Here is a 23,511-nt window from a genome sequence, read left to right as displayed (position 1 = left end):
CGCGCCTGGCGCCGTGTCGAGGCGGGCGCTGGGGTGCTTTCCTGTTCCTCGGGGGCGGGGGGGGGGGGGGGGGGCCCGGGGTTGTTGAGCGCCGCAACGCGGGGTGGAGGGGGGCGCGGATCCGCGCCGCCGGGGGGCCGCCGGGGGGGCGGGTTTCGGGATGGGGGGGGGGGGGGGGGGGGGGGGGGGGGGGGGGGGGGGGGGGGGGGGGGCCGTGTCCCGGGGCCACTGCGGGGCCCCGGGACACGGGTCGCCGGACGTCGCCGGAGGTCGACGGATCAGAGGTTGGTCATGTCCACCGGGATGCGCGCGTCGGCGCCGTCCCGCAGGATCGTGGCCTCGATCAGACCGTACATCCGGTCGGCGGCGAAGTAGACCTCGTTGTCGTTCTTGAGGCCGAAGGGCTCCAGGTCGACGAGGAAGTGGTGCTTGTTCGGGAGCGAGAAGCGGACCTCGTCGATCTCCGAACGGTGGTTGATGATGCGCGAACCCATCTGGTACAGGGTCTGCTGCAGCGACAGGGAGTAGGTCTCCGCGAAGGCTTCCAGCATGTGCTTCTTGGTGGCCTCGTAGGACTTCTCCCAATTGGGCATCCGCTGCTCGTCGTCGGTCCAGTTGAACCGCCAGCGGCCCGACACCTGGGTGGCCAGGATGCGGTCGTACGCCTCCTGCAGGGTCGTGTACTTGTCCTTGACGTAACCCCAGAACTCCGAGTTGGTGGAGTTCATGACGATCAGGTCCTTGAGGCCGGAGATGACCTCCCAGTTCTGGCCGTCGTAGGTGATCTGGGTGACGCGGGTCTCCTGGCCCTTGCGGACGAAGGAGTGCTTGACCTCGTCGGCGCCGATGAACTTGGAGTTGGCGTCGGAGGTCTGGATCCGCTCCCAGGCGTACTCCTCGATGCGGATGCGCGCCCGGCTGATCGGCTCCTGGCTGTTCACGAACCAGCGTGCCAGGTGGATGCCGAACTGCTCGGCGGACTCGATGCCGTACTCCTTGGCGAACGCGTACACCGTGTTCTTGGTGGTGTCGGTCGGCAGGACGTTGGCGTTCGAGCCGGAGTAGTGGACGTCGTCCATGTCGCCGGAGAGGGCGACCGAGACGTTCAGGTCCTTGATGTGGTGGGTGTCGCCGTCCCGCGTGATCCTGACGACGCGGTTCTCCGCTTTGCCGTACTGGTTCTGGCCGAGAATCGTGGTCATGTCTGCTAGCTCCCTCGGTAAACGGAGTAGCCGAACGGGTTGAGCAGCAGCGGTACGTGGTAGTGCTCACCGGGGGTGACCGCGAACGTGATGGTCACCTCGGGGAAGAACGCACCGCTGTCCCTTACGCGGGGGGCGTCCTGCTGCGCCTCGGCTTGCTTCTTGGAACTGTGTCTAATCAAGAAGTACGCCTCGGTCTCGAAGTCGAGGCGTACGTGGGTGGTGCCCTCCGGCAGTGCCGGCAGGTCCTTGCAGCGCCCGTCGGCATCGGTGGCGCTGCCGCCCAGGGCCGCCCACCCTGCGTCGGAGCCGCTACGGGCCGACAGGGTGATGGCGACGCCCTCGGCGGGGCGGCCGATGCTGGTGTCCAGGATGTGCGTGGACACCGACGCCGTGGTCTCGGTGCTCATGCTGTGTCACTCTCCTTCGGCGAGTCGGGTCAGACGGATCCGGTTGATCTTGACGAGCTCTCCGCGGGCGATCTCCCGCTCGACCTCGGCAGTGTTCTCGATCCGGACCTTGACCGCGTCCCGCATCTGCTCACCGGTCGCACCGGTGGCGCAGATCAGGAAGACGTGGCCGAACTTCTCCTGGTAGGCCAGGTTCAGTTCCAGCAGTTCCGCCTTGAGCTCCTCCGAGGCCCCGGCCATGCCGCGCTGTTCGCGCGCGGAGGTCGGGTCTCCCGGCTTGGGGCGGCCGATCGGCGGGTGGCCTGCCATGGCCTCTTCCAGGTCCGCCGCGGTGAGCTCGGCCATGGCGGCGTCGCTCGCGGTGAACAGGTCGTCGGCACTGGCGTAGGGGCGCTGGGCCAGCAGCTTGCTGCCCCATGTCGAACTGGCGCACACCTCGTGCAGCTCGGCCGTGGCCGCGCTGTCGTCCAAGGCGTTGAACCGGGTCAGCCCCGGGGTGGAACTCGAAGTCACGGGAAAGCCTCCGTGGCCGTATCGCTTTGACGGGCTGCGCATAGCTAACGCCCTCGGCAACACGGCGTCAACACTTTGTTGAAACTTCGGGTACACAAAAGCCGCCGCCCGGTTGATTCGGACGGCGGCCTGTCACCGTGGGTGAGGCGCGCATCACGCCTTGTGGGTTTTGTGGGTCTTGTTCGGGTTTTCCCGGTTCAAATAGTTGTAAACGGTGAAGCGGCTGACACCCAGGGCACCGGCCACCGTCTCCACACCGTGCCGCACGGAGAAGGCGCCGCGCGCCTCCAGTATGCGCACCACGTCCTGCTTGGTCCTGCGGTCGAGCTGCGCCAGGGGGACACCGTGCCGGCGCTCCAGCGCCGCCAGGATGCGGTCCAGCGAGTCCGCCAGCTGCGGCAGTCGCACGGCCAGCACGTCCTCGCCCTCCCAGCTGAGCACGATGTCGTCGGGCTCGGCCCCGGCGGGATCCATCAGCTCGCCGCCCATCGCGTCGACCAGCGGCTTGACCGCGGTGACGAACGGGTGGTCGCGGGGTTCTGTCATGGGGCGTCCTCCCCGATCACGTTCACCTGGAGCGAGACCCTCGTGGCCCCGGCGCCCAGCGCGTCGCGCAGCAGCGCGCTCACCGCGCCGAGCACCTCGCCGGCCTCACCCTCGGCGGTATTGCCGAACGGACCGACGTCGACCGCGTCCAGCTGGGCCTTCTGGATGACCTCGCGGGCGGCAACGGCATGGGCGGGCGCCTCTTCGAGGTCGAAGGGCTCGGTCGTGAACTCCACTCTCAATCGCACGCCGTCAAGCTACCCCGCGGTCACGATTTTTCGGCAGTGCGCACTTGACATCACCGTCCAGGTCATTGCAGTCTTCCATCAAGCAGAAAGTAACTTCCGCAATACGGAAGGAGCGCACACCCCTCATGGGATACACGGACCAGCGCTTCGATGTGAACCTTTCGATCCTCTTCACGGAACTCCCGCTCCTGGAGCGCCCCGCGGCCGCCGCCGCGGCGGGCTTCACCGCGGTCGAGCTGTGGTGGCCCTGGATCGAGACCCCCACCCCCGCTCAGGAGGAGCTCGACGCCCTCAAGAAGGCTCTTGAGGACGCGGGCACCCAGCTGGTGGGCCTGAACTTCTACGCGGGCCGGCTCCCGGGCCCGGACCGCGGCGCGGTCTCCGTACCCGGCGAGGAGTCGGACCGCTTCCGCGCCAACATCGACGTGGCGGCGGACTTCGCGCAGTCCGTCGGCTGCAAGGCGCTGAACGCCCTCTACGGCAACCGGGTCGAGGGTGTGGACCCCGCCGTCCAGGACGAACTCGCCCTGGAGAACCTGGTCGTCGCGGCCCGCGCCGCCGACCGGATCGGTGCGATCCTGCTGATCGAGACGCTGAACAAGCCCGAGTCGCCGCTCTACCCGCTGGTGAGCGCGCCGTCGGCGATCGAGATCGTGGACAAGGTGAACGAGGCCACCGGCCTCGGCAACGCCAAGTTCCTGCTCGACCTGTACCACCTGGCGATGAACGATGAGGACCTCTCCGAGGTCATCGGAAAGTACGCCGCCAAGACCGGCCACGTCCAGATCGCGGACAAGCCGGGCCGGGGTGCCCCGGGCACGGGCGAGCTGCCCCTCGAGGACCTCCTCGACCAGCTCACGAAGGCCGGCTACCAGGGCTTTGTCGGCCTGGAGTACAAGGCCGCCGACGCTGCCGCGTCCTTCGCCTGGCTGCCGGCCGAGGCCCGCGCCGCCCGGTAGGGGGACGAAGTCCGGGCGAACGCCCAGGCACCCGCCGCACTTTTCGTACGAAGTATCAATACGAAGGACCTCATCATGAGCAACCCCGCTGCCCTCCCCAAGATTGCGTGGATCGGTCTCGGCATCATGGGCTCCCCCATGTCCGAGAACCTGCTGAAGGCCGGCTACCCGGTCACCGGCTTCACCCTGGAGCAGGACAAGCTGGACCGCCTGGCCGCCGCCGGCGGCACCGCGGCCGGCTCGATCGCCGAGGCCGTCAAGGACGCCGACGTGGTCATCACGATGGTGCCCGCCTCCCCGCAGGTCGAGGCGATCTCCTACGGCCCCGAGGGCATCCTGGAGAACGCCAAGCAGGGCGCCCTGATCATCGACATGTCGTCGATCACCCCGCAGACCTCCATCGACCTGGCGAAGAACGCCGCCGAGAAGGGCATCCGCGTCATCGACGCCCCGGTGTCCGGCGGCGAGGCCGGCGCCATCGAGGCCGTCCTGTCCATCATGGTCGGCGGCGAGCAGGCCGACTTCGACGCGGCCCTGCCGATCCTGGAGGCGCTGGGCAAGACCATCGTCCTGTGCGGCCCGCACGGCTCCGGCCAGACGGTCAAGGCCGCCAACCAGCTCATCGTCGCGGTCAACATCCAGGCGTGCGCCGAGGCCGTCGTCTTCCTGGAGAAGTCCGGCGTGAACCTCCAGGCCGCGCTCGACGTCCTGAACGGCGGTCTGGCCGGCTCCACGGTCCTGACCCGCAAGAAGGACAACTTCCTGAACCGCGACTTCAAGCCCGGTTTCCGGATCGACCTGCACCACAAGGACATGGGCATCGTCACCGACGCCGCCCGCAACGTCGGTGCGGCCCTCCCGGTCGGCGCGGTCGTCGCCCAGCTGGTCGCCTCGCTGCGCGCCCAGGGTGACGGCGGCCTGGACCACTCGGCCCTGCTGCGCGCCGTCGAGCGCCTCTCGGGCGCCCAGGTCTGACCCGACCGCACCCCTCCCCTTCACGGGGACCCGAGTTTCCGGATGGCACCGGTGCTGACACCTGTCCTGTCGCGCCCAAGCGCCGGTGCCGTCCGGAGCACCTCTCCTTGTTCAGCAGACTCCAAGTTCAACAAACTGTTGACGTTGCGTTCAGCCGGAAATTAGGCTCATCCGCATGGCGGAAAACGCTTTCCGTCAGCAGATCCCGTACGGAAGGTCCACGATGTCGAAGCGCGTGCTTACGACCGAGTCCGGCGCCCCGGTCGCCGACAACCAGAACTCCGCCACCGCCGGCGTCGGTGGCCCGCTCCTCATCCAGGACCAGCAGCTCCTGGAGAAGCTCGCCCGCTTCAACCGTGAGCGCATCCCGGAGCGCGTGGTGCACGCCCGCGGCTCCGCGGCGTACGGCTACTTCGAGGTGACCGACGACGTCACGCGGTGGACCTCGGCGAAGTTCCTCAACACGGTCGGCAAGAAGACCGAGACCTTCCTGCGCTTCTCCACCGTCGCCGACTCCCTCGGTGGCGCGGACGCCGTCCGCGACCCGCGCGGCTTCGCGCTGAAGTTCTACACCGAGGACGGCAACTACGACCTCGTCGGCAACAACACCCCGGTGTTCTTCATCAAGGACCCGATCAAGTTCCCCGACTTCATCCACTCCCAGAAGCGCGACCCCTTCACGGGCAAGCAGGAGCCGGACAACGTCTGGGACTTCTGGGCGCACGCCCCCGAGGCGACGCACCAGGTCACCTGGCTGATGGGTGACCGCGGCATACCGGCGTCCTACCGCCACATGAACGGCTACGGCTCCCACACCTACCAGTGGACCAACGAGGCGGGCGAGGCCTTCTTCGTCAAGTACCACTTCAAGACGAACCAGGGCATCCGCTGCCTGTCCTCCGAGCAGGCCGCCGAGGTCGTCGGCAAGGACGCGAACTCGCACCAGACCGACCTGCTCCAGGCCATCGAGCGCGGCGTGAACCCGAGCTGGACCCTGTACGTCCAGGTCATGCCGGCCGCCGAGGCCGCGGACTACCGCTTCAACCCGTTCGACCTCACCAAGGTGTGGCCGCACTCCGACTACCCGCTGCAGCGCGTGGGCCGCCTGGTACTCGACCGCAACCCGGACAACGTCTTCGCCGAGGTCGAGCAGTCCGCGTTCTCCCCGAACAACTTCGTCCCGGGCATCACCGCCTCGCCGGACAAGATGCTCCAGGGCCGCCTGTTCGCCTACGCCGACGCCCAGCGCTACCGCCTCGGTGTGAACCACACCCTGCTGCCGGTCAACGCCCCGAAGGCCACCACGGCCCAGAACTACGGCCGCGACGGCGCCATGGCGCTGCGCAACGGCTCGCGGCACGACAAGAACTACGAGCCCAACTCGTACAAGGGCCCGGCCGAGACCGGCGACGCCCTCGGCGCCCCGCTGGCCGTCTCGGGCCACACCGGCACCCACGCCGCCCCGGCCCACACCAAGGACGACGACTTCTTCCAGGCCGGCGAGCTGTACCGCCTGATGTCCGAGGAGGAGAAGCAGCGCCTGGTGGCGAACATCGCCGGCGGCCTGTCCCAGGTCAGCCGCGAGGACGTCATCGAGAAGAACCTGGCTCACTTCCACGCCGCCGACGCCGACTACGGCAAGCGCGTCGAGGAGGCCGTCCGCGCCCTGCGCGAGGACTGAGCCCACAGAACGCACCAGGGGCCTGACGGGAGGTCGGGCCCCGGGTGCTGAGCCGGCACCGCGGACCCGGATGAGGGGTGGTCCGTGGCGCACGGCTCAGGACGAGGACCGTGGCGGCGTGCGAGCCAGTGCGGTGGTAATGGGTGGATCCGGCCGTCCCTTGACCTGAGGGGGACGAAGCCGGCCCACCCGTCGCCCGCCGCCACGGTCCCAGCCACTCCTTATATACAGGGGGCCACGCACAGGGCCCCCCGCGTACAAGGACCCCCCAAACCCCGCCCGGCGGGCGCGAACGTCCTGTCGCGCCAGCCTCGCCCCGTCGGGCGGTAATAACCTCCATGCCCAGAGAGCCGAGTCACGGACGGTCCCGTGACTCGGCTCTCTGTCGTTCGCGCCCCACCCGACCGCGATTCGGCCCGCATCCGCCCCGACAGGCCTGAAGGCGACCGGAGTCCGACCAGGCGGAGGCTGCAGCATGGAGGTGCAGGCCGGCCGGATCCGGTCAACGCCGAGACAGGAACCGGCTTGTAGGGGTCGGACCGTGGTGAGATCCTTTGCGCCATGTCGCCTACTCCGCTGCCCGAATACGAGGCGGTGCTCGCGGAGGTGAGGGAAGTGCGGCGGGCCGGGATCGTGCGGCTGCGGGAGTTACGGCTCCCGGCGCTCGCCGCGCTGTCGGCAGCCACGGGGGCGGGAACCCCCGACCGGCCGCACTTCCCCGCCGTCGAACGATTACTGCGGACCGCCGTCGCCGCCCTGGACGACGGGACCCTGCGGCAGGCCGCCGAGTACAGCCTCGGCCTCGCCCGCGGCAGCCGGGACTGGCCAGCCGCCGACCGGCGGCGCCGGGCCGCGCAGATCTACGGGCTCAGCATCGAGCGGTTCCGCAAGGAGCCCGAGCACATGGTGCTCGGCCAGGTCGCCGAGGAGCTGGTCCGGCTGGCCTCCTCCGGACCACAGGCAACCCTCGCCCCGGCCACCGCCGCTCCGCCGCCCGCGGCCGCACTCGGGTCCGTACCCGCGCCCGCGGCCGCGCTCACGCCGAGCCATCTGCGGCTGCGGACCACCGCGGGCCGCCGCGAAGCCGGTGTCACCGTGCACGTCCACCCGGTGGACCTGCTGCGCGACATCGATGTGGTGGTCTCCCCCACCAACATCTATCTGGCCCTCCCCGAGCCCTGGAAGTCCTCGGTCGCCGCCTCGCTCCGCCGGGCCGGGGCATCGAGCGATCCCGCCGGGCGGCTGGTCGAGGACCTGGTCGGCGAGGAACTGCGGGCCTGGATCCGGCGCCATGTGCCGTACGGGCCACCGGTGGCGCCCGGGACCGTGGCCGCCACCGGTCCGGGCACCCTCGCCGAGCAGGGCGTACGCCGCCTCCACCACGCGGCCGTGGCGGTGCCCCGTCCCGGAACCAACGACTACGACGTACTGCCCGCCGATGTCACCCGGGCCGTGACCCGGGTCTTCACCCTGCTCCGGGAGGAGCGCGCGGAGCCGCCGCTGCGCTCGGTCGGCCTGCCGCTGCTCGGCGCCGGACGCGGTGGCCTGGAGGCCGCCGAGAGCTTCGCCGCGATCTGGCAGGCGGTCGAGGCGGAACTGGCCCGCGGCGGCCCCTGGGACGTGCACTTCCTGGTCCGGCGCCCCGAACTCGCGCACCTCATCGGCCGGTTGCTGCCACCGCCGCCCGGCACCACCCGGCACGACGACCCAGCGGGAGGCTCCCTTTGACCGACGACCCCTACGCCCGGCTCGCCGCCGCGGCCGCCGCCTGGGAGGAGCTCGGGTCCCGGCTCTCCCCGCAGGCCCGCGACCGGCTGGCCGAGGCGCTCTCCGGACTACGGCCCGGCGGGGGCGCGTCCGGCGCCCCCCGTACTGCCGATCCCGAGGCCGCGGCGCTGACGGCGGCCCGGCTGCTGGAGGCGGAGCTGCCCGGAGAGTTCCCCGGCGAGAGCCGGTTCACCGCCGTCCGGCCGGCGCCTGCCGACACCGTACACCTCGGATTCACTGCCACCGACCTCGCCGTCCTGGTGCTCGACGGCCACGGCATGGCCGGCCCGGTGCTCGGCGAGGTCCGCGACCGGCTGCTCGCCGCGCCCTCCCTCGGCGACTCCGAGGTACTGGAGCGCGGCTTCGACCCGTATGCGCCCGACCTCATCAGGTTGCGCGCCGTCGGCGGCGAAGTCCGGCTGCCCACCTTCCAGTTCGCCCCCGGCGGCGCGGCCGCACCCGTGGTCCGCGCGGTGAATGCGCTACTCGGCGCCGACTCGGATCCGTGGGGCGCCGCCGACTGGTGGCTCTCCCCCAACGCCTGGCTGGACACCGTACCGGCCCGGCTGATCGGCACCGCCGAGGAGCACCAGTTGGTCCAGGCGGCCCGGTTCCTGACCGAGGAAGAGTAGACGTGCCCAACTACCGGCCTCCCGAGGGACCCGCGGCCACCCCGGCTAAGGTGACCCTTCCCGCCGGCACCCCGCTGTACCGGGTCCACTCAGCGCGGCGGGCCGCCGACGCGTTCAATCCGGTGCCGTCCCACTGCCTCTACGGCGGGGGCCGGTTCGATGCCACCGCCTGCGACCGGTACGGCTACCTGTACGCCGGGCTCACCCCGGAGGCCGCCGTCAGCGAGACCCTGCTGCACTCGCTGCCCTTCGACCCGGCCGGAGGCGCCCGCCTGGTGCCCGCGGTGGCCGTGCTGAGCCGCCGGCTCTCCGTGGTCCGCACGGCCACCGATGTGGACCTGGTGGCCCTGGTCAGCGGGCAGGACCTGGCCGCCGTACAGCAGGACAGCTGGCTGGTGCAGGCCGAGGCCCGGGACTACCCGTACACGCGGGACTGGGGGCACTGGATCCGCAGCCGGACCGGTCCCTGGGCCAAGGGCTTCCTGTGGGCCTCCAAACGGGAGCCCGCGGAACGCGCCCTGGTGCTGTTCGCCGACCGCTGCCCGCCCGGACTGCTCACCGAGGACCCGGAGGAGTCCGTGGACTTCTCCAGCGCCGCAGGCCGCCGCTGGCTGAACGAGGTGCTGCTCCCCTACCACGCGCGCCTGGCGCCCTGACCCCGGAGAACCCGTGGAGTACGCCGACGCCCTCGCCCCCCTGCGGCAGCGGCGCGAGGAGATCATGGACGCACTGGCCCGGGTGCCGGCCCGCAGCGCGGAAGCCGCCCGGCTGTGCGGGGAGGCCGGGGAGATCGGCTACGTCCTCTACACCGAGGGCGGCGATCCCGAGGACCTGGAGCTGGCCGACGAGGCCTTCGCTCATGCGCTGCGCCACCCCGGCGGCGACCCGCACCGGCCGGTCCGGCAGATCATGCACGGCCACTTGCTGGCCATCCGCTACGACAGCGAGCCCGGGCCGGAGCCCGAACTCGCGGACCGGATCCACGCCGTGCTCACCGAGGGGCTGGCCGGTCTGGACCGCGATCCCTCGGCGGGCGGGCGCGAGGACGCCGGGGACCATGCCGTCCTGGGCCGCCGTCTGCTGGCCAACGCCGCCCGACTGCGCCGGGCGGACCGGCCGGCCGAGCCGGCCCTGCTGGAGGAGGCCCTGCGCCATCACGAGCGGGCCCGCGAGGACGATCCGGCCGACCAGGACCTGCTGGCCGCGCTGGGTGAACTCTGGCTGGAGCACGGGGACTCGGCGGCGGACCCCGGGTCCTGGCTGCGGGCGGCCGAGGTCTTCGGTGAACTCCTCGCCGTGATCGGCGCGCCGGACGGTGGGACGGCCCGGGAGGCGACCGGCGGGACAACCGGCGAGTCAACCGGGGGGAACACCGCGGAGGCGGCCCCGGAGGAGCCCGATCCTGCACGGATCCGGTTCCTTCGCGCCTGCGGGCTGGCCTTGTCCGGCTACAGGTCGGCGGACCGGGCGGTCCTGGAGGACGCCCGCGACGAATGCGGGCGGGCGGCCGCCGCCCTCTCCGGCCGGTCCGGCGCCCCACCCGCCTGGGCTACGCCTCTGGCACGGCTCTCGCTGTTCGTCCGCGCGGTCATCGCCGCCACCTGGCAGGAGGAGCCGCTGCTCTCCCGGGTCACTGCCGAGCTGCTGCAACTTGCCTCCGACGGGCCCGAGATGGATGACATGCCCGTGCTGTACCTGGACAACTTCGGCCGGCTCCTGTTCGTCCGCGGCCAGCCGTCCGTGGACGCCGAGCTCCTGGACGCGGCCATCGGGGTGCTGGAGCGCGCCCTGGACCGCTGGCAGGCCACGGACGGCAAGCCCACCCTCGCCGCCCTCGCCCTGGGCATGGCCCAGTTCCTGCGCGAGCAGCGCGACGGGAACCGGGACCGGCTGCTCGGACAGGTTCGGGCGGCCCGGCTGGTCCTCGCGGACGAGGAGGCCGCTCAGGTGGTCCGGGAGGGCGCGGTGATCCTCCTCGCCGTCGCCCAGGAACGGCTCGGCGAGGAGAGCCCCGATGTGCCGCTCGATGACCTGCGGCCGATGTTCGACCGGTTCCGGCAGAGCGTCTTCGAGGGCGCTCCCGTCGAGTTCGGCTTCGACCATCCCACCCTCGCCGACACCGAGGAGGCGCACGCGGGCTGGGAACGGAACTTCGCCGCGATGTATGCCGATTGGCAGCGCGCGCAACCGGGCAGCCGACGGTCGGCCGAGTACGCCGCGCACGCCCTTGCCATGATGCCCATGCTCGACGCGCACCTCGACCGGATCGGGCCGGAGCGGGAGGCGGAGATGGTCGAGGCGGTCCGGCAGCACGCGGAGCAGCACCCGGACTGGCGGGGCCGCGGGCTGAGTGTGCTGGGCAGCTGGCGGCTGGCCCAGGGCCTGGCGGGGGACACGGAACGGCTGGTGGAGTCGGTGGCCCACTTCGAGGCCGCCGTCGCCGCGGGCCACACCAATCCGTGGACCATGTACGGCTACCGGACCGCGCGGATCATGCTCGATCAGCACCGGGGGGTGATCGGCGGCTCGGTGCTCGACGAGGAGGAGTGGGAACAGCTGCAGTCGGCGCTCGGCCCGTCCCCCCGGGTGTCGCTGCTGATGCGCTGCCAGCAGGCCACGGGGCAGGCGATCCGGGCCGCCCGGCGCAGGGACCTGGAGACCACCGACCGGTACTGCGTGATGCTCGAACAGGCCGTGGCCGAGCTGGGCGACGAGGACCCGATGCAGCGCATGGAGGCATGGGTCCAGCTGGAGACCGTACGCCAGGCCCGGGGGGACCTCGCCGAGCGGTTGGGCCGGCCGCCCCTGCCGCCGCTGACAGGGCGGCCCACTCTCGCCGAACTGCGGGCCGTGGGCCGCAAGTTCCCACGCCACCACCGTGCCGATCTGCTGGGCAACATGGCCCTGGCCCGGATGCGGGAGCCGCTGCGCCGGGGCGACGTCCCACAGCTGCGCGAGCTGCTGGCGCTGACCGAGGAGGCCGCGTCGCTGGCGGTGGAGGGTGGCGAGTCCTGGATCCGGTTCGCCTCCGAGGCCGGGACCCTCACCTGCGCACTGGCCGTGACCTGGCCGCCGGGCTCGCCACAGCGTGCCGAGGACCTGGACCGGGGCATCGGGCTGCTGGAGGGGACGGTCTCCGCCATGGGCGGTCCCGAGCACCGCCTGTGGTCGGTGACCGCCCACTCGCTCGGCCGGGCCCTGCGCACCCGCAACCGGCTCGCCCGCCGGGACCGGGAGCGGGGCCGGCGGCTGGGCCTGGACGCGCTGCGCGGGTTCGTCTGGTCGGCGCTGCTGCAGTCCGGCACCCAGGACGTGGCGGAGGCCGCCCGGCTGGCCACCGACCTCTCGCAGGAGGTGGTCGGCTGGTGCCTGGCGGACGGCGAGGCGGAGGAGGCGGTACAGGCGCTCGACTCCTGCCGGGGGCTGATCCTGCACGCGGCGACCACGGGCCGGTCGGTCGCCGAGCAGCTGGCCGCGGCCGGCCGGGACGACCTGGCGGAGCGGTGGCGGACGGCCGCCGCGGGGGCGGGTCCTGACGGGGTGCCCGGGCCGTTGCGCCGCGAGGTGGTCCTGGCGCTCACCGAGGGCGGCGGGCGACGGCTGCTCGACCCGCCCGGGCCGGAGGAGATGGCAGGGGCCCTGCGTTCGGTGGGCAAGGACGCCTTGGTCTACCTGGTGCCCGGCGACGACAAGTGCCCGGGCACCGCCCTGATCGTCACGTCGCACGGGCAGGTCCACACCTTGCCGCTGCCGCACCTGCGGGCGGCCGCCCCGGCCTTGACGGCGTACCGGCCGCACGCCCGCCCGGGGCAGCGGGCCGGGGAGGAGCGGGCCGGGGACCGCGACATGGAGCCGGTGCCCGGCTTCGGCGGGTCGGGGGTGGCGCCCGCCCTGCGCGCCCAGCTGGACCGGCTGTGCTCCTGGGCCTGGCAGGCGGCGGTCCGGCCGCTGCTGGACCTGTTCGAGGTGCCCGACCGGCCGGGCCGGGTGCCCCGGCTGGTGCTGGTGCCGATGGGCCCGCTCGGCCCGGTGCCCTGGCACGCCGCCTGGGCCGACGCCCCACCGGCCGCCGACGGCTCCCCGGGTCGCAGGTACGCGATCCAGAAGGCCGAGTTCTCCTACGCCGCCTCCGCGCGCCTGCTGTGCGAGGTGGCGGCCCGTCCGGCGGTCCCCCACACGGGAGAGGCGCTGGTCGTCGGCGATCCCACCGGTGACCTGCCGTACGCGGGGACGGAGGCCGAGGCCGTGCACCGGGTGTTCTATCCCGGTGGCACCTTCCTCGGCCTGCGAACCGGGAGCGGCAGCCCCGCCGAGGTGGCCGACTGGCTGCGCCGGCACGGTGGTGACGGGGCGGTGGTGCACCTGGCCTGCCACGGCACGGTCTTCGAGAACCAGCCGCGCAGCAGCTCCCTCGCGCTGCGCGGCGGTGAACTGACCGCGGAGGAGATCACCGGCTCGCTGCCGGGGCGGCCGGGCCTGGTGGTCCTCGCAGCCTGCCGCAGCCAGGTGTCGGGCCGCGGGCACAACGAGGCGTACAGCCTGTCCTCGGCCTTTCTGGTGGCGGGCAGCCGGTCGGTGATCGGCTCGCTGTGGCCGGTGCCGGATGACGCGACCTCGGTTCTGATGTTCCTCACCCATCACTTCCTGCGCCGGGAGGGAGAGGCCCCGGCCCGGGCCCTGCGCCGGGCCCAGCTGTGGATGCTGGACCCGGCGCGGGTGGTGCCGCAGGACCTGCCGGGGGCGCTGGCCGGACGACTGCCCCGGCTGGACCCGCACGACCTCAGCGCCTGGGCGGGGTTCACCCATCTGGGGCAGTGATGTGTGCCGGGGCTACAGAACCACGGTGCGGACGGGGAGGGTCGTGGTCGCCCAGCGGATCGGCGTTCCGGGCCGGACCCGCAGGGCGTCGCGGTTGCCGGCACCGGGACCGCCGGTCAGGCGGATCAGGGCGTCGGCGGGCGGGGCCGAGCGCAGTGCCTGCTGCGGGTCCCAGGGGGTGAGGTGGAACGGGAGGGTGTTCATCTCCCCCTCGGCCACCAGCAGGGTGAGCCAGTCGCGGACGAAGGCGCCCGGGCGGACCGGGCGGGAGGGCGGCAGCACCATCCGGACCGGGTCCCCGTCCCAGACGTGACCGCTGCCACCCGGTCCGATGAAGTCGCCCGGGAAGAGCGCGGTGCTCGCGCCGAAGCGGTCGTTGAGGGAGATCAGGGCGCACCACAGGGGCCTCGGGCCGGAGTTGTGCAGCCGTACCCCCACCCAGGGCTCGGCGCCCTGCCGGTAGCGCAGCACGATCTCGCCGTTCGCGTCGGGGGCGAGCGGCGGGCCGTCAGGTCGGTCCCAGGGGCGGATCTCCACCCGGACGTGGCCGCGCAACGGGGACGTGCCGGCGCTCAGATCGCGGATGCGGTGCCACTGGGCGAGCTGGGCGAGGCAGACCGCGATCCGCGCCGCGTCGGCCTCTGTCTCTGCGAGGGTGTCCGGGCGGCCGGGCAGGGGGTCGGCCAGGGGAAGCGGGTCCACGTAAGGGATCCCGTCCCTGCGCAGGACGGCGGCGTGCTGCCCGGAGCCGAGGTCCAGGCGCAGCAGCAGCGGGGCCCGGTCCGCCTCCGCCGAACCGTGCTCGGCGGTTCTCAGCAGCGGCGAGTCCAGCCGGCCGGCCAGCAGGGCTGCGGCGGCCGCCCGGGCGGGCGGAGCGCTGATCACCACGGCCGCCGGAGGCAGGGCCAGGGCCGAGAGGGCCACCGGGTGCACCGAGCCGGGCTCGGGGATCCAGCCGGCGGGGTCGACGAGGCTGCGGTCGGCAAGCACGGCGCGGACCCGCACCGGGCCGGCCGCAGCGCTGAACTCCGTCCCGGCGTCCCCCGAAAGCCCGTGCGCGCGACCGCAGTCCACCTCCCAGCCCTCCGGACCTTCGCGCAAGAGGTACGGGCTGGGATCGGCCGCCGCTCCGCCCAGTAGCGGCCGGTCCGCGAGCCCTCCTGGTTCCTGCGGCCACAGGCTGGGGTGCTGGCCGTCCTGGGTGCGGCGTACGGCTGCCTGTGCCTCGGCGAACAGCTGCCGGGCCGTCACCCCGGGCGGGGCGGCGCGCAGCGCGGTCACCAAGCTGTGGCTGAACACCCCGTGGTGGACGGACCGGCCGTCCGGGCCCGGCAGCAGCCGCTCGGTGGAGCGCTGGTCGATCCGGCTGGCGGCGAGCAGCAGGTGCCGGGGGCGCGGGGCCGGCCCGGCGGCGTCCCGGCAGGCTCCGGCGTCCGCCTCCGGCCGGAGCCGGACGCCGGGGTGCGCAGATCCGGACGGGGCATCGGAGGGGGCCGGTGCGTTCGGGCCGGGCGGCAGGAAGCGCGCACGGCTCTCGCGGTGCCCGGCCTGCTGCGCGGCTTCCTCGCGGGTGGCGCCGCCGGAGAAACAGCAGTCCAGGACCGCCACCACGTGGCCGCCGCGGGCCGCTGCACCGTCGAGCAGGGCGCCGAGCCGCTTGTCCGGCAGCGGGCCGTCGGTGCAGCACAGGGCCTGGGAGCGGCCAGTGGGCTCGGTGATCAGTTCCAGAGGGGTGGCGGCGGCGTACTCGGTGCCGTGACCGGCGTACCACAGCAGGGCGGTGTCCCCGGAACCCGCCTGTCCCAGATGGGTGCGGACGGCGTCCGCCACGGCCTCCGTGGTGGCCTCGTCGTCGTGCAGCTCGCGCACCTCGATCCGGCCTCCGGACCGCTGTTCGAGGACCGCGCGGGCGGCGGCAACGTCGTTGCGGCAGCCCTTGAGGTTCGCCCAAGGTGTGTCGGGGTACTCGTTGATGCCCACCAGCAGGGCGTAGATCTTTCCCACCGGGTCAGTCTGGCAGTCACCGTAGCGGCGACCTGGCCGAAATCAGGTCGGATCACGGGCAGTTTCCGGCGTCGGCTGGCTCAAAACCCTTTCGGGTTCGCACGATTGACGTGACATCACTAATGTGCGTGCTCCATTCATGAACACGGGGAGACCATGGGGTACATCGAGCGTCCCCGCCGCGTGGTGGGCGCGGCTCCGGACGTGCGCAAGGACCGGACGGCCGCCGCGCCGGCCACGCGGGCGGGCAGCCCGCTCGTGCCGGGTACGGCCGCCGACCGCTACCGGGGCCGCTCCGAGCAGCTGCGCGGGGCCGTGGCCCGGCTGGACGCGGGGGTGGACGACACCGCCCGCCGGCAGCTGGCCGACTGGATCCGCGAGCAGTACCGGACGGAGTACGCGAGCGAGCCGGTGGGATTCGTCGCCCGCTGCCTGCTCGGCCCGCCGTACGTGGACCACATCCTGGACCTGTTCGGCGCCATCGTGAAGCACCACGCTCCGGCCGATCCGATGCCGGATCCGTACAACGGGGCCAGGATGCTGGCCCGCAACCTCAGTTACGCCTACATCGAGGTGTACGCCGACGGCACGGTGCTGCCGGTTCTGGACGACGGCCGGGTGGTCCGCTCCGGCGGGCCGCTGTAAGGGGGGACGGCAGCATGAGCGACATCGACATCGGGCTCCACAACAAGGTCTCGCAACTCAACAGGCTCGTGGTGCAGGTGGCGGAACAGGTAGGCCATGTCTCCGGACAGGTCGTCGCCGTCCAGGCCGGGCAGCAGCAGACACAGGGTGAGCTTCAGCAGCTGCGCGACGAGTTCCGGGCGTTCGCGGCGGAGGCACGGCTCGCGGCCGCGCTGCAGCGGGCCGAGACCAAGGTGGGGGTCGTCGAGGACCGCCTGGACCACGAGTTCGGGCACCACAAGGTGGTCCGGCGCACCGCGGTGGGCATGCTCCAGGCGTTCGACGTCGGCCTGGTCTCGGAGGACACCGTCCGCGCGGTGGGCGACCAGCTGATGCTGCAGACGCCGCGATACTGGCTGGCGCCCGCGCTGGTGGCGCTGGCGGCCTGGTCGGCGGACGACCGGGGGCTGTGCGACAAGGCGGTGCTGGAGGCGTTCCGGCGCTCCCCGTCCCGCACCGCGCTGTTCTTCGCGCTGGTGCTGCGCCGCCAGGGGCGGGGGCCGGAGTCGACCCGCTGGCTGCGGCACTACCTGCTCGCCCAGGATCCGGCCCGGCTCGGCCGGGAGTTCGCGGTGATCCTGGAGGCCGTGGCGCAGGGCGCGTTCGGGGCCGACGGACGGGGCATGCTGCGCCAGGTGCTGGAGCAGTGGCAGGAACTGCTGGCCGCCGACCCGGAGGCGCAGGCCGCGCAGACGGCGCGCTGGGGGGCGGAGCTGTCGGCCCTGTGCCCGACGGTCACCGGCGACGAGTTCCCCTTCCTGATGCAGGTCAGCCCGCAGTGGCCGCAGCTGGGGCAGGTGCTCTCGGCCGCCCGCACGCATCAGGTGGTCCTGGACAAGTACACGGCGGTCATGGACGGGGAGATCTCCGCCTCGGAGCGCATCGAGGACGCCGTCGACGACATCCTGGACCGGCTGGTCTCCGAGTACGACAACGAGGAGCTGCCGCTGCGCCGCGAACTGGCCTACCAGCAGGCCGTGGTGGCGCACGACGGCGATGAGGCCCGCGCCAGGGTCGCAGCCGACGCCGACGCAGCCGCGTACGAGGAATCCCTGGACTATCTGACGGTGCAGAGCACGGCGGCCCTCAACCCGGGCGCGATCGGAACCTCCCAGGCCACGCGGCGGCTGGCGGTGGCGGCCTGCCGCGAGTGGTTCGACCGGGCGCACCAGTCGTTCGCCATGGCCTACCGCCAGGCCGTCCCGCAGGACGTCGAGGCACGCTTCGACGCGACGTATCCGGTGGGTGCCGCCGCGCCGTTCGTGCTGCCTGCCTGGTCGGGCTCGTTCCGCACCCCGCTGGACGAGCTGCAGCGGCAGCTCGCGGAGCACTGGGAGCGGCACAGCCGGCCCTTCGTGGCGGCGCTGGGCTTCGACTGGGCGGGGCCGATGAGCATCGCGGTGCTGGTCACGCTGGCCGCGCTCGCCCTCGGCAGCGCCATCGCCCCGGCGGCCGCGGTGCTGTTCCCGTTGATCGTCGGCGGTGTCGCTGCGCTCCTCGTCAACCAGCGCCGGTCCAAGGCCGCGGCGCTCCAGGCGGCCGTGCGTGCACGGCTGGACGCGGCGCGGGACGAGGCCCTGCACAGGTTGCGCGGGGCCTCGGCCGAGCTGGTGCAGTGGCAGCACGCGTACGCCGCGGCCGATTCCGTCGAGCGGCAGGTGCGGCAACTGATCGCGTCGCTCGACACCCGCACGGACGCGAACTCCCCGTTCAGCGGGCGCGTCGTCTCGCAGGAAGGCACCAGCGCATGAGCACCCCGCCCGCCCCGTCCACTCCTCCTTTCACCTCCCCACCACCGTCGGGACCGTCCGGCGGGTACGGGGCGCTGCCTTCCCCCGCCGAGCCCTCCGAGGGACCCCGCCGCCGGCTGTGGGCCGCGACCGGGGAGCAGAGCGGGGAACGGGTCACCAACCGGCTGCGCCGGGTGGTGGAGGGACTGCCGGAGTGGTCCCCGCTGCCGCCCGGGGAGCAGCTGATCCGGCGGCCCGGGGCCGCACCGGGGGACCCCTCGTGAACCACGGTTTCTGGGGACACGGCGGCGCCTACCAGACCTGGGCCGACCACCTGCGTGACTGGGCGGAGAACGGCGCGGCGGCCACCGCCGGGGCCGCCGCCGCGCTTCCGGTCCTGCGTCCGCAGGACTACGCCCCCGACACCTGGGTGCGGATCGCGGACCTGCTGGTGAGCGCGATCGACCGGCGGCTGCGGGCCTGGGCGCAGGCTCTGACCACGGCCATGGAGGAGGCCGGCGACGAGTTCGGCACGGGCCGGGCGCTGGTCCAGTCCCGCACCGGCCTGCAGGCCGTGCGTGACCTGGCCGGTCACCCCTCGCTTCCGGAGGAGTTGCGGCAGCAGCTGGGTGAGCTGGTGACCCGCCAGGTCGAGGACTTCCAGCGGCAGTTGGAGGAACAGCTGGACCTGCTGGCGCGGGGTGGTACGGATCCCCGGTTCGTCGAGGCCCGCCGCCGGACCCTGCGCGAGAACCCGCTGGCGGCGCCGCCCCCGGGTCCCGGCCCGGCGGCTGCCGGGGGTACGGCGGGTGGCCACACCTCCGGGGGCTGGTCCTACGATCCTGCCGCGCCCGCCCGCCGCCGCATCATCACCGACTGAATCCGACGCCGGCCGGTGCGACGCCGCCCAGGGGGCCGGCGTCCCGGTCACGGCGCCGACGCCATGACGTCCGACGGAGAGACACGCAGCCATGCCCAACTACGCAGACTCCCAGCGCGATCTCGACAGTTACATTTCCGCCCGGGTGCCGGTCATCTGCCTGCGTACCATCGAACAGCCCCGGGCCCTGCGCCTGGTGCGGACGGCGGCCGGCCATGCCCGGCGCTCCAACATGCCGTTCTGGATCTACACCCGGGCCACCGGGCTGCGGGACCTGCGCTCCAACACCCCCGTGATGGACGACCGTTCGCTCACCGGTGCCATGGAGTTCGCCGCCGCCCAGTTCACCTCCCGGCCGAACGCCACCCTGGTGCTGGTCGAACCGGACGAGCTGGACTCGGACACCCCGCTGACCCGGCACATCGCCGAGCTGGCGCGGCTCGCCGACACCAACATGGGCAGCATCATCCTGATCACCGACAGCCCGGTGTGGAGCGGACTGCAGCGGCTCGGCATGAGCCTGGCCCTGGACCTGCCGGATGCCGACGAGATGTACGCCGTCCTCTCCGCCTTCCTCGACGACCACCGCGGCCACATCCCCGTCGCCTGGAACGAGCAGGACGTCCGGCGCGCAGCGGAGTTCCTGGTCGGAGTCACCGAGGGCGAGGCGATCAACCTGATGGCGACGGTCGCCGCCAAGGGCACGGTGGAGGCCGGGGACGTGCTGCGGCTCGCCCAGGCCAAGGACCGGATCTTCAATGATCTCAACGGTCTCCAGCGCGTCCAGCTCAAGGACGACGACTACTCGGTGGGCGGCCTGACCAACCTGCGCGGCTGGCTCCAGCAGCGCAACCGGCTGCTGCAGTCGGACCTGCGGGGTACCGGCCTGCGCCCGCCGCGCGGCGTGCTTCTGGTCGGCGTACCGGGCTGCGGCAAGTCGCTGTCCGCCAAGTCCGTGGCCGCCCAGTGGGGGCTTCCGCTCTACCGGCTGGACATGGGCGCCATCCACGGCAAGTACCTCGGAGAGTCGGAGGGGCGGCTGCGGGAGGCCCTCGACACCGCGGACCGGGTGGCCCCCTGCGTGCTGTGGATCGACGAGATCGAGAAGGGGCTCGCCGGGGCGGGCGACTCCACCGGTGTGCCCCAGCGGGTCCTCGGGCACTTCCTGTACTGGCTGCAGGAGTCCCAGTCCCGGACCTTCGTGGTGGCCACCGCCAACGACGTGCGGAGCCTGCCGCCGGAGCTGCTGCGCAAGGGGCGCTTCGACGAGCTGTTCTTCGTGGACCTGCCCGACGCCGAGGACCGCGCGGAGATCATCCGGCTCTACCACCGCCGCTATCTGAAGGCCGATCCCGACTCCGAGCAGCTGTCCCGTCTGGTCGACCTGTCGGACGGGTTCGCCGGCTCCGACATCGAGGCGGCCCTGCACGATGTGGGAGCTGAGGTACACCTCAGCGGCGGGCCGGACAGTCTGCGCCCGTCCTTCGTGCAGGACACCTTCGCCAACACCGTGCCGCTCAGCCGCAACAACCCTGAGCAGATCGAGGAGATCCGGGCCTGGGGCCGCGACCGGGCCGTGCCGGCCGGGCGGGGGGCGACGACCGCCGCCCGGGGCACCGGAAGCCCGGCCCGCCGGATCGTCTTCCTGGACGACTGAGCGGGAGGCCGGAAGACGGGGCGACCGGGCGGGGGATGCGGACGACCGGCCGGGGACGATGCGACGGCCCCCGTCCCCTCCCTTGCGGGAGGTGACGGGGGCCGTCGCGTGGGTTCGGCCGGTCAGACCTTCAGGGCCTTGATCGCGGTCGGGGCGTGGCCCGGCTCCGTCGCGAGCTCCTCGAACTCGGTGACGTCGCTCATGTCGACCGTCTTGCTCATCGCGATGTTGGTGACGCGCTCCAGGATGGCCTCGACGACGACCGGGACCTGGTGCTCGACGGCCAGCTTCTTGGCCTCCTCGAACGCCTCGCCCAGCTTCTCCGGGTCGGTGACGCGGATCGCCTTGACGCCCAGGCCCTCGGCGACCTTGACGTGGTCGACGCCGTAGACGCCGATCTCCGGGGTGTTGATGTTCTCGAACTCGAGGTTGACCTCGAAGTTGATGCCCAGGCCGCCCTGCGCCTGACGGATCAGGCCCAGGTAGGCGTTGTTCACGAGGACATGGACGTAGGGGACCTTGTGCTGGGCGGCGACCGCCAGCTCCTCGATCATGAACTGGAAGTCGTAGTCGCCGGACAGGGCGACGACCGGGGTCTCCGGCTGCGCGGTGGCGGCACCGATGGCGGCCGGGATGGTCCAGCCGAGCGGGCCGGCCTGGCCGCAGTTGACCCAGTGGCGCGGCTTGTAGACGTGCAGGAACTGCGCCGCGGCGATCTGGGAGAGGCCGATGGTGGTGACGTAGCGCGTCTCCGGGCCGAAGGCCTTGTTCATCTCCTCGTAGACGCGCTGCGGCTTCATCGGGATGTTCTCGAAGTGCGTACGGCGCTGCAGCGTGGCCTTGCGCTCCTGCGCCGAGGCGGCCCAGGCGGTGAAGTCGGGCAGCTTGCCCGCGGCCTTCCACTCCTTGGCGATCTCGATGAAGAGCTCCAGGGCGACCTTGGCGTCGGAGGCGATGCCGTAGTCCGGGGCGAAGATCTTGCCGAGCTGGGTGGGCTCGATGTCGACGTGGACGAACTTGCGGCCCTTGGTGTACGCCTCCAGGTTGTAGCCCGTGTGGCGGTTGGCCCAGCGGTTGCCGATGCCGATGACGGTGTCGGACTCCAGGAAGGTCGCGTTGCCGTAGCGGTGCGCGGTCTGGACGCCGACCATGCCGGCGGCCAGCTCGTGGTCGTCCGGGATGGTGCCCCAGCCCATCAGGGTGGAGATGACCGGGATGTTCGTCAGCTCGGCGAACTCGACCAGGAGGTCGGAGGCGTCGGCGTTGATGATGCCGCCGCCGGCGACGATCAGCGGGCGCTCGGCCTCCAGGAGGAAGCTCAGCGCCTTCTCGGCCTGGGCACGGGTCGCGGACGGCTTGTAGACCGGCAGCGGCTCGTAGGTCTCCGGGTCGAACTCGATCTCGGTCAGCTGGACGTCGATCGGCAGGTCGATGAGGACCGGGCCGGGACGGCCGGAGCGCATCAGGTGGAAGGCCTGCTGGAAGACGCCGGGGACCTGCGCGGCCTCCAGGACGGTCGTCGCCGCCTTGGTGACCGGCTTGGCGATCGTGGCGATGTCGACGGCCTGGAAGTCCTCCTTGTGGAGCTTCGAGACCGGGGCCTGGCCGGTGATGCACAGGATCGGGATCGAGTCCGCGATCGCGGAGTACAGGCCGGTGATCATGTCGGTGCCGGCGGGACCGGACGTACCGATGCAGACACCGATGTTGCCCGCCTTGGCGCGGGTGTAGCCCTCGGCCATGTGCGAGGCGCCCTCGACGTGGCGGGCGAGCGTGTGGTTGATGCCACCGACGTTCTTGAGCTCGCGGTAGAAGGGGTTGATCGCGGCGCCGGGCACGCCAAACGCTTGGTCAACACCCTCGCGCTTGAGGATCTCCACGGCCGCGGCGGCGGCGGTCATACGAGGCATCGGTACTCCTGCGATCAGGCTGTTTCCGTAATACGGAAGTTTTGTTCTGCTATACGGAACAACCTAAGCGGCGTCTTCTCGCACGTCAAGGCGCCGTGTCAGCTGGAAAGCGCCAAAAGCTCGCGTTTCGGCCCGTGCGTTGCACAAAACGCCGGGGCGCGGGCAGGACGTGGGATGGTGGGGGATGGTGGTGGACGGCGGTACGGACGGACGGCGGCGTCGGGCTTCAGGGCGTCGGCGCGTCAGGGCGTCAGCGCGTCAGGCTCCGGGCGTGAGGGCTTCGGGGCGCGAGGGCTTCAGGGGGTTGAGGATCGGATGGCGGAGAAGGTCCCGGTGCGCTGCCCGGCCTGTCTGAAGGACAACGACTACGTGACCCCGGTCTTCCCGTGCGCCTGCGGGAATCCGGTCGTACCGCCCCTGGACCTGATGTCACCGGCCCGGCCGCTGACGCATCGCACCTGGTCGGAGGGCTGGGTGGCGGTGCGCTGCGGGTCGTGCGGGCGGGAGAGCGAGTGGCCGCATCCGGAGGTGGGCTGCACGGGCTGCGGGACGGTGCTCCATGTGCCGGTGCATCCGGTGCATCCGGAGCAGGTGGACCAGGTGGAGCAGGTGGAGCCGAAGCGTCCGGGTGGTCCGGGCGGCTCGGCCGGTGCGGTCAGGCCTCCGGCGGACGGGGCCGGCGGTGCGCCGATCGTGCAGCGGCCCGGCGATCCGTACGAGGCGGGGGCGGGGGCTGCCGGAACCGGGGCGGCAGGGGCGGCCTCGGACCGAGGTGCCTGCTCAGGCGCGGGGGCGGGTTCCGCGGGTGCCGGTACGGGTGCGGGTGCCGCGGGTGCCGGTACGGGTACGGGTGCCGCGGGTGCGGGTGCAGGCGGCTCCACGCTCGGCTCCGCGC

General features: G+C 72.3%; 19 protein-coding genes and 1 pseudogene. 13 read left to right on the top strand and 7 right to left on the bottom strand.

Annotated features, from left to right (window positions below; genetic code table 11):
* Nucleotides 1-278: 278 nt before the first annotated feature.
* From pucL to GPJ59_RS15890, 5 genes are all read right to left on the bottom strand, one after another.
* On the bottom strand, nt 279-1,202 hold the full coding sequence (gene pucL / locus GPJ59_RS15910; protein ID WP_219667795.1) for a factor-independent urate hydroxylase: 924 nt from the start codon (nt 1,200-1,202) through the stop codon (nt 279-281).
* Between the two features lie 5 nt (nt 1,203-1,207).
* On the bottom strand, nt 1,208-1,612 hold the full coding sequence (gene uraH, locus GPJ59_RS15905) for a hydroxyisourate hydrolase (RefSeq protein ID WP_219667794.1): 405 nt from the start codon (nt 1,610-1,612) through the stop codon (nt 1,208-1,210).
* Nucleotides 1,613-1,618: 6 nt separating this feature from the next.
* Entirely contained in the window at nt 1,619-2,125 is a 507-nt protein-coding gene (gene uraD, locus GPJ59_RS15900; protein ID WP_219667793.1) for a 2-oxo-4-hydroxy-4-carboxy-5-ureidoimidazoline decarboxylase, read from the bottom strand.
* Nucleotides 2,126-2,278: 153 nt separating this feature from the next.
* Nucleotides 2,279-2,671, bottom strand: coding sequence for a helix-turn-helix domain-containing protein (locus GPJ59_RS15895; RefSeq protein ID WP_219667792.1), 393 nt, complete (start codon nt 2,669-2,671; stop codon nt 2,279-2,281).
* The gene (locus tag GPJ59_RS15890) at nt 2,668-2,919 is read right to left on the bottom strand and encodes a hypothetical protein (protein ID WP_219667791.1); all 252 of its coding nucleotides are present in this window, start codon (nt 2,917-2,919) and stop codon (nt 2,668-2,670) included. Before GPJ59_RS15890 ends, GPJ59_RS15895 begins: the two co-directional genes overlap by 4 nt.
* A 125-nt stretch (nt 2,920-3,044) precedes the next feature.
* Here GPJ59_RS15890 and GPJ59_RS15885 point away from each other — a divergent pair, with 125 nt between their 5' ends.
* The 7 genes from GPJ59_RS15885 (at nt 3,045) to GPJ59_RS38525 (ending at nt 13,751) form a co-directional block, all read left to right on the top strand.
* Entirely contained in the window at nt 3,045-3,878 is an 834-nt protein-coding gene (locus GPJ59_RS15885; RefSeq protein ID WP_219667790.1) for a TIM barrel protein, read from the top strand.
* A 75-nt stretch (nt 3,879-3,953) separates the two neighbouring features.
* Entirely contained in the window at nt 3,954-4,853 is a 900-nt protein-coding gene (locus GPJ59_RS15880; RefSeq protein ID WP_219667789.1) for a 2-hydroxy-3-oxopropionate reductase, read from the top strand.
* Between the two features lie 223 nt (nt 4,854-5,076).
* Nucleotides 5,077-6,534 (top strand): catalase, encoded by a 1,458-nt coding sequence (locus GPJ59_RS15875; RefSeq protein ID WP_219667796.1) that lies wholly within the window; start codon nt 5,077-5,079, stop codon nt 6,532-6,534.
* A gap of 561 nt (nt 6,535-7,095) precedes the next feature.
* Entirely contained in the window at nt 7,096-8,262 is a 1,167-nt protein-coding gene (locus GPJ59_RS15870; protein ID WP_219667788.1) for a hypothetical protein, read from the top strand.
* Nucleotides 8,259-8,933, top strand: a complete 675-nt coding sequence (locus tag GPJ59_RS15865) for a hypothetical protein (RefSeq protein ID WP_219667787.1) — start codon at nt 8,259-8,261, stop codon at nt 8,931-8,933. The genes GPJ59_RS15870 and GPJ59_RS15865 overlap by 4 nt, the downstream gene beginning before the upstream one ends.
* A 50-nt stretch (nt 8,934-8,983) precedes the next feature.
* Nucleotides 8,984-9,589, top strand: a complete 606-nt coding sequence (locus GPJ59_RS15860) for an RES family NAD+ phosphorylase (RefSeq protein WP_308120321.1) — start codon at nt 8,984-8,986, stop codon at nt 9,587-9,589.
* A gap of 13 nt (nt 9,590-9,602) precedes the next feature.
* Entirely contained in the window at nt 9,603-13,751 is a 4,149-nt protein-coding gene (locus GPJ59_RS38525; protein WP_219667785.1) for a CHAT domain-containing protein, read from the top strand.
* A 12-nt stretch (nt 13,752-13,763) separates the two neighbouring features.
* On the opposite strand, the gene GPJ59_RS15850 is transcribed toward GPJ59_RS38525, so the two are convergent.
* Nucleotides 13,764-15,755 (bottom strand): caspase family protein, encoded by a 1,992-nt coding sequence (locus GPJ59_RS15850; RefSeq protein WP_219667784.1) that lies wholly within the window; start codon nt 15,753-15,755, stop codon nt 13,764-13,766.
* Between the two features lie 156 nt (nt 15,756-15,911).
* Between GPJ59_RS15850 and GPJ59_RS15845 the strand changes: the two genes are divergently transcribed.
* The 5 genes from GPJ59_RS15845 (at nt 15,912) to GPJ59_RS15825 (ending at nt 20,706) form a co-directional block, all read left to right on the top strand.
* Nucleotides 15,912-16,400 carry a hypothetical protein gene (locus tag GPJ59_RS15845; RefSeq protein WP_219667783.1) on the top strand — a complete coding sequence of 163 codons (489 nt, stop codon included), beginning with the start codon at nt 15,912-15,914 and terminating at the stop codon, nt 16,398-16,400.
* Between the two features lie 14 nt (nt 16,401-16,414).
* On the top strand, nt 16,415-18,190 hold the full coding sequence (locus GPJ59_RS15840) for a hypothetical protein (protein WP_219667782.1): 1,776 nt from the start codon (nt 16,415-16,417) through the stop codon (nt 18,188-18,190).
* Nucleotides 18,187-18,453 carry a hypothetical protein gene (locus tag GPJ59_RS15835; protein ID WP_219667781.1) on the top strand — a complete coding sequence of 89 codons (267 nt, stop codon included), beginning with the start codon at nt 18,187-18,189 and terminating at the stop codon, nt 18,451-18,453. Before GPJ59_RS15840 ends, GPJ59_RS15835 begins: the two co-directional genes overlap by 4 nt.
* Nucleotides 18,450-19,049, top strand: coding sequence for a hypothetical protein (locus GPJ59_RS15830; protein WP_219667780.1), 600 nt, complete (start codon nt 18,450-18,452; stop codon nt 19,047-19,049). The genes GPJ59_RS15835 and GPJ59_RS15830 overlap by 4 nt, the downstream gene beginning before the upstream one ends.
* 91 nt (nt 19,050-19,140) lie before the next feature.
* On the top strand, nt 19,141-20,706 hold the full coding sequence (locus GPJ59_RS15825) for an AAA family ATPase (protein ID WP_219667779.1): 1,566 nt from the start codon (nt 19,141-19,143) through the stop codon (nt 20,704-20,706).
* Between the two features lie 122 nt (nt 20,707-20,828).
* Here GPJ59_RS15825 and gcl read toward each other — a convergent pair whose 3' ends face one another.
* Nucleotides 20,829-22,616 carry a glyoxylate carboligase gene (gcl, locus tag GPJ59_RS15820; RefSeq protein ID WP_219667778.1) on the bottom strand — a complete coding sequence of 596 codons (1,788 nt, stop codon included), beginning with the start codon at nt 22,614-22,616 and terminating at the stop codon, nt 20,829-20,831.
* 315 nt (nt 22,617-22,931) lie between these two features.
* Here gcl and GPJ59_RS38520 point away from each other — a divergent pair.
* Nucleotides 22,932-23,511 (top strand): annotated as a pseudogene (locus tag GPJ59_RS38520) (hypothetical protein); the annotation flags it as partial.

The organism is Streptomyces bambusae, assembly GCF_019400985.1.
Taxonomy (GTDB): domain Bacteria; phylum Actinomycetota; class Actinomycetes; order Streptomycetales; family Streptomycetaceae; genus Streptomyces; species Streptomyces bambusae_A.
The sequence above is the reverse complement of the archived record's forward strand: the minus strand, read 5'-3'. Positions and strand labels throughout refer to the sequence as shown.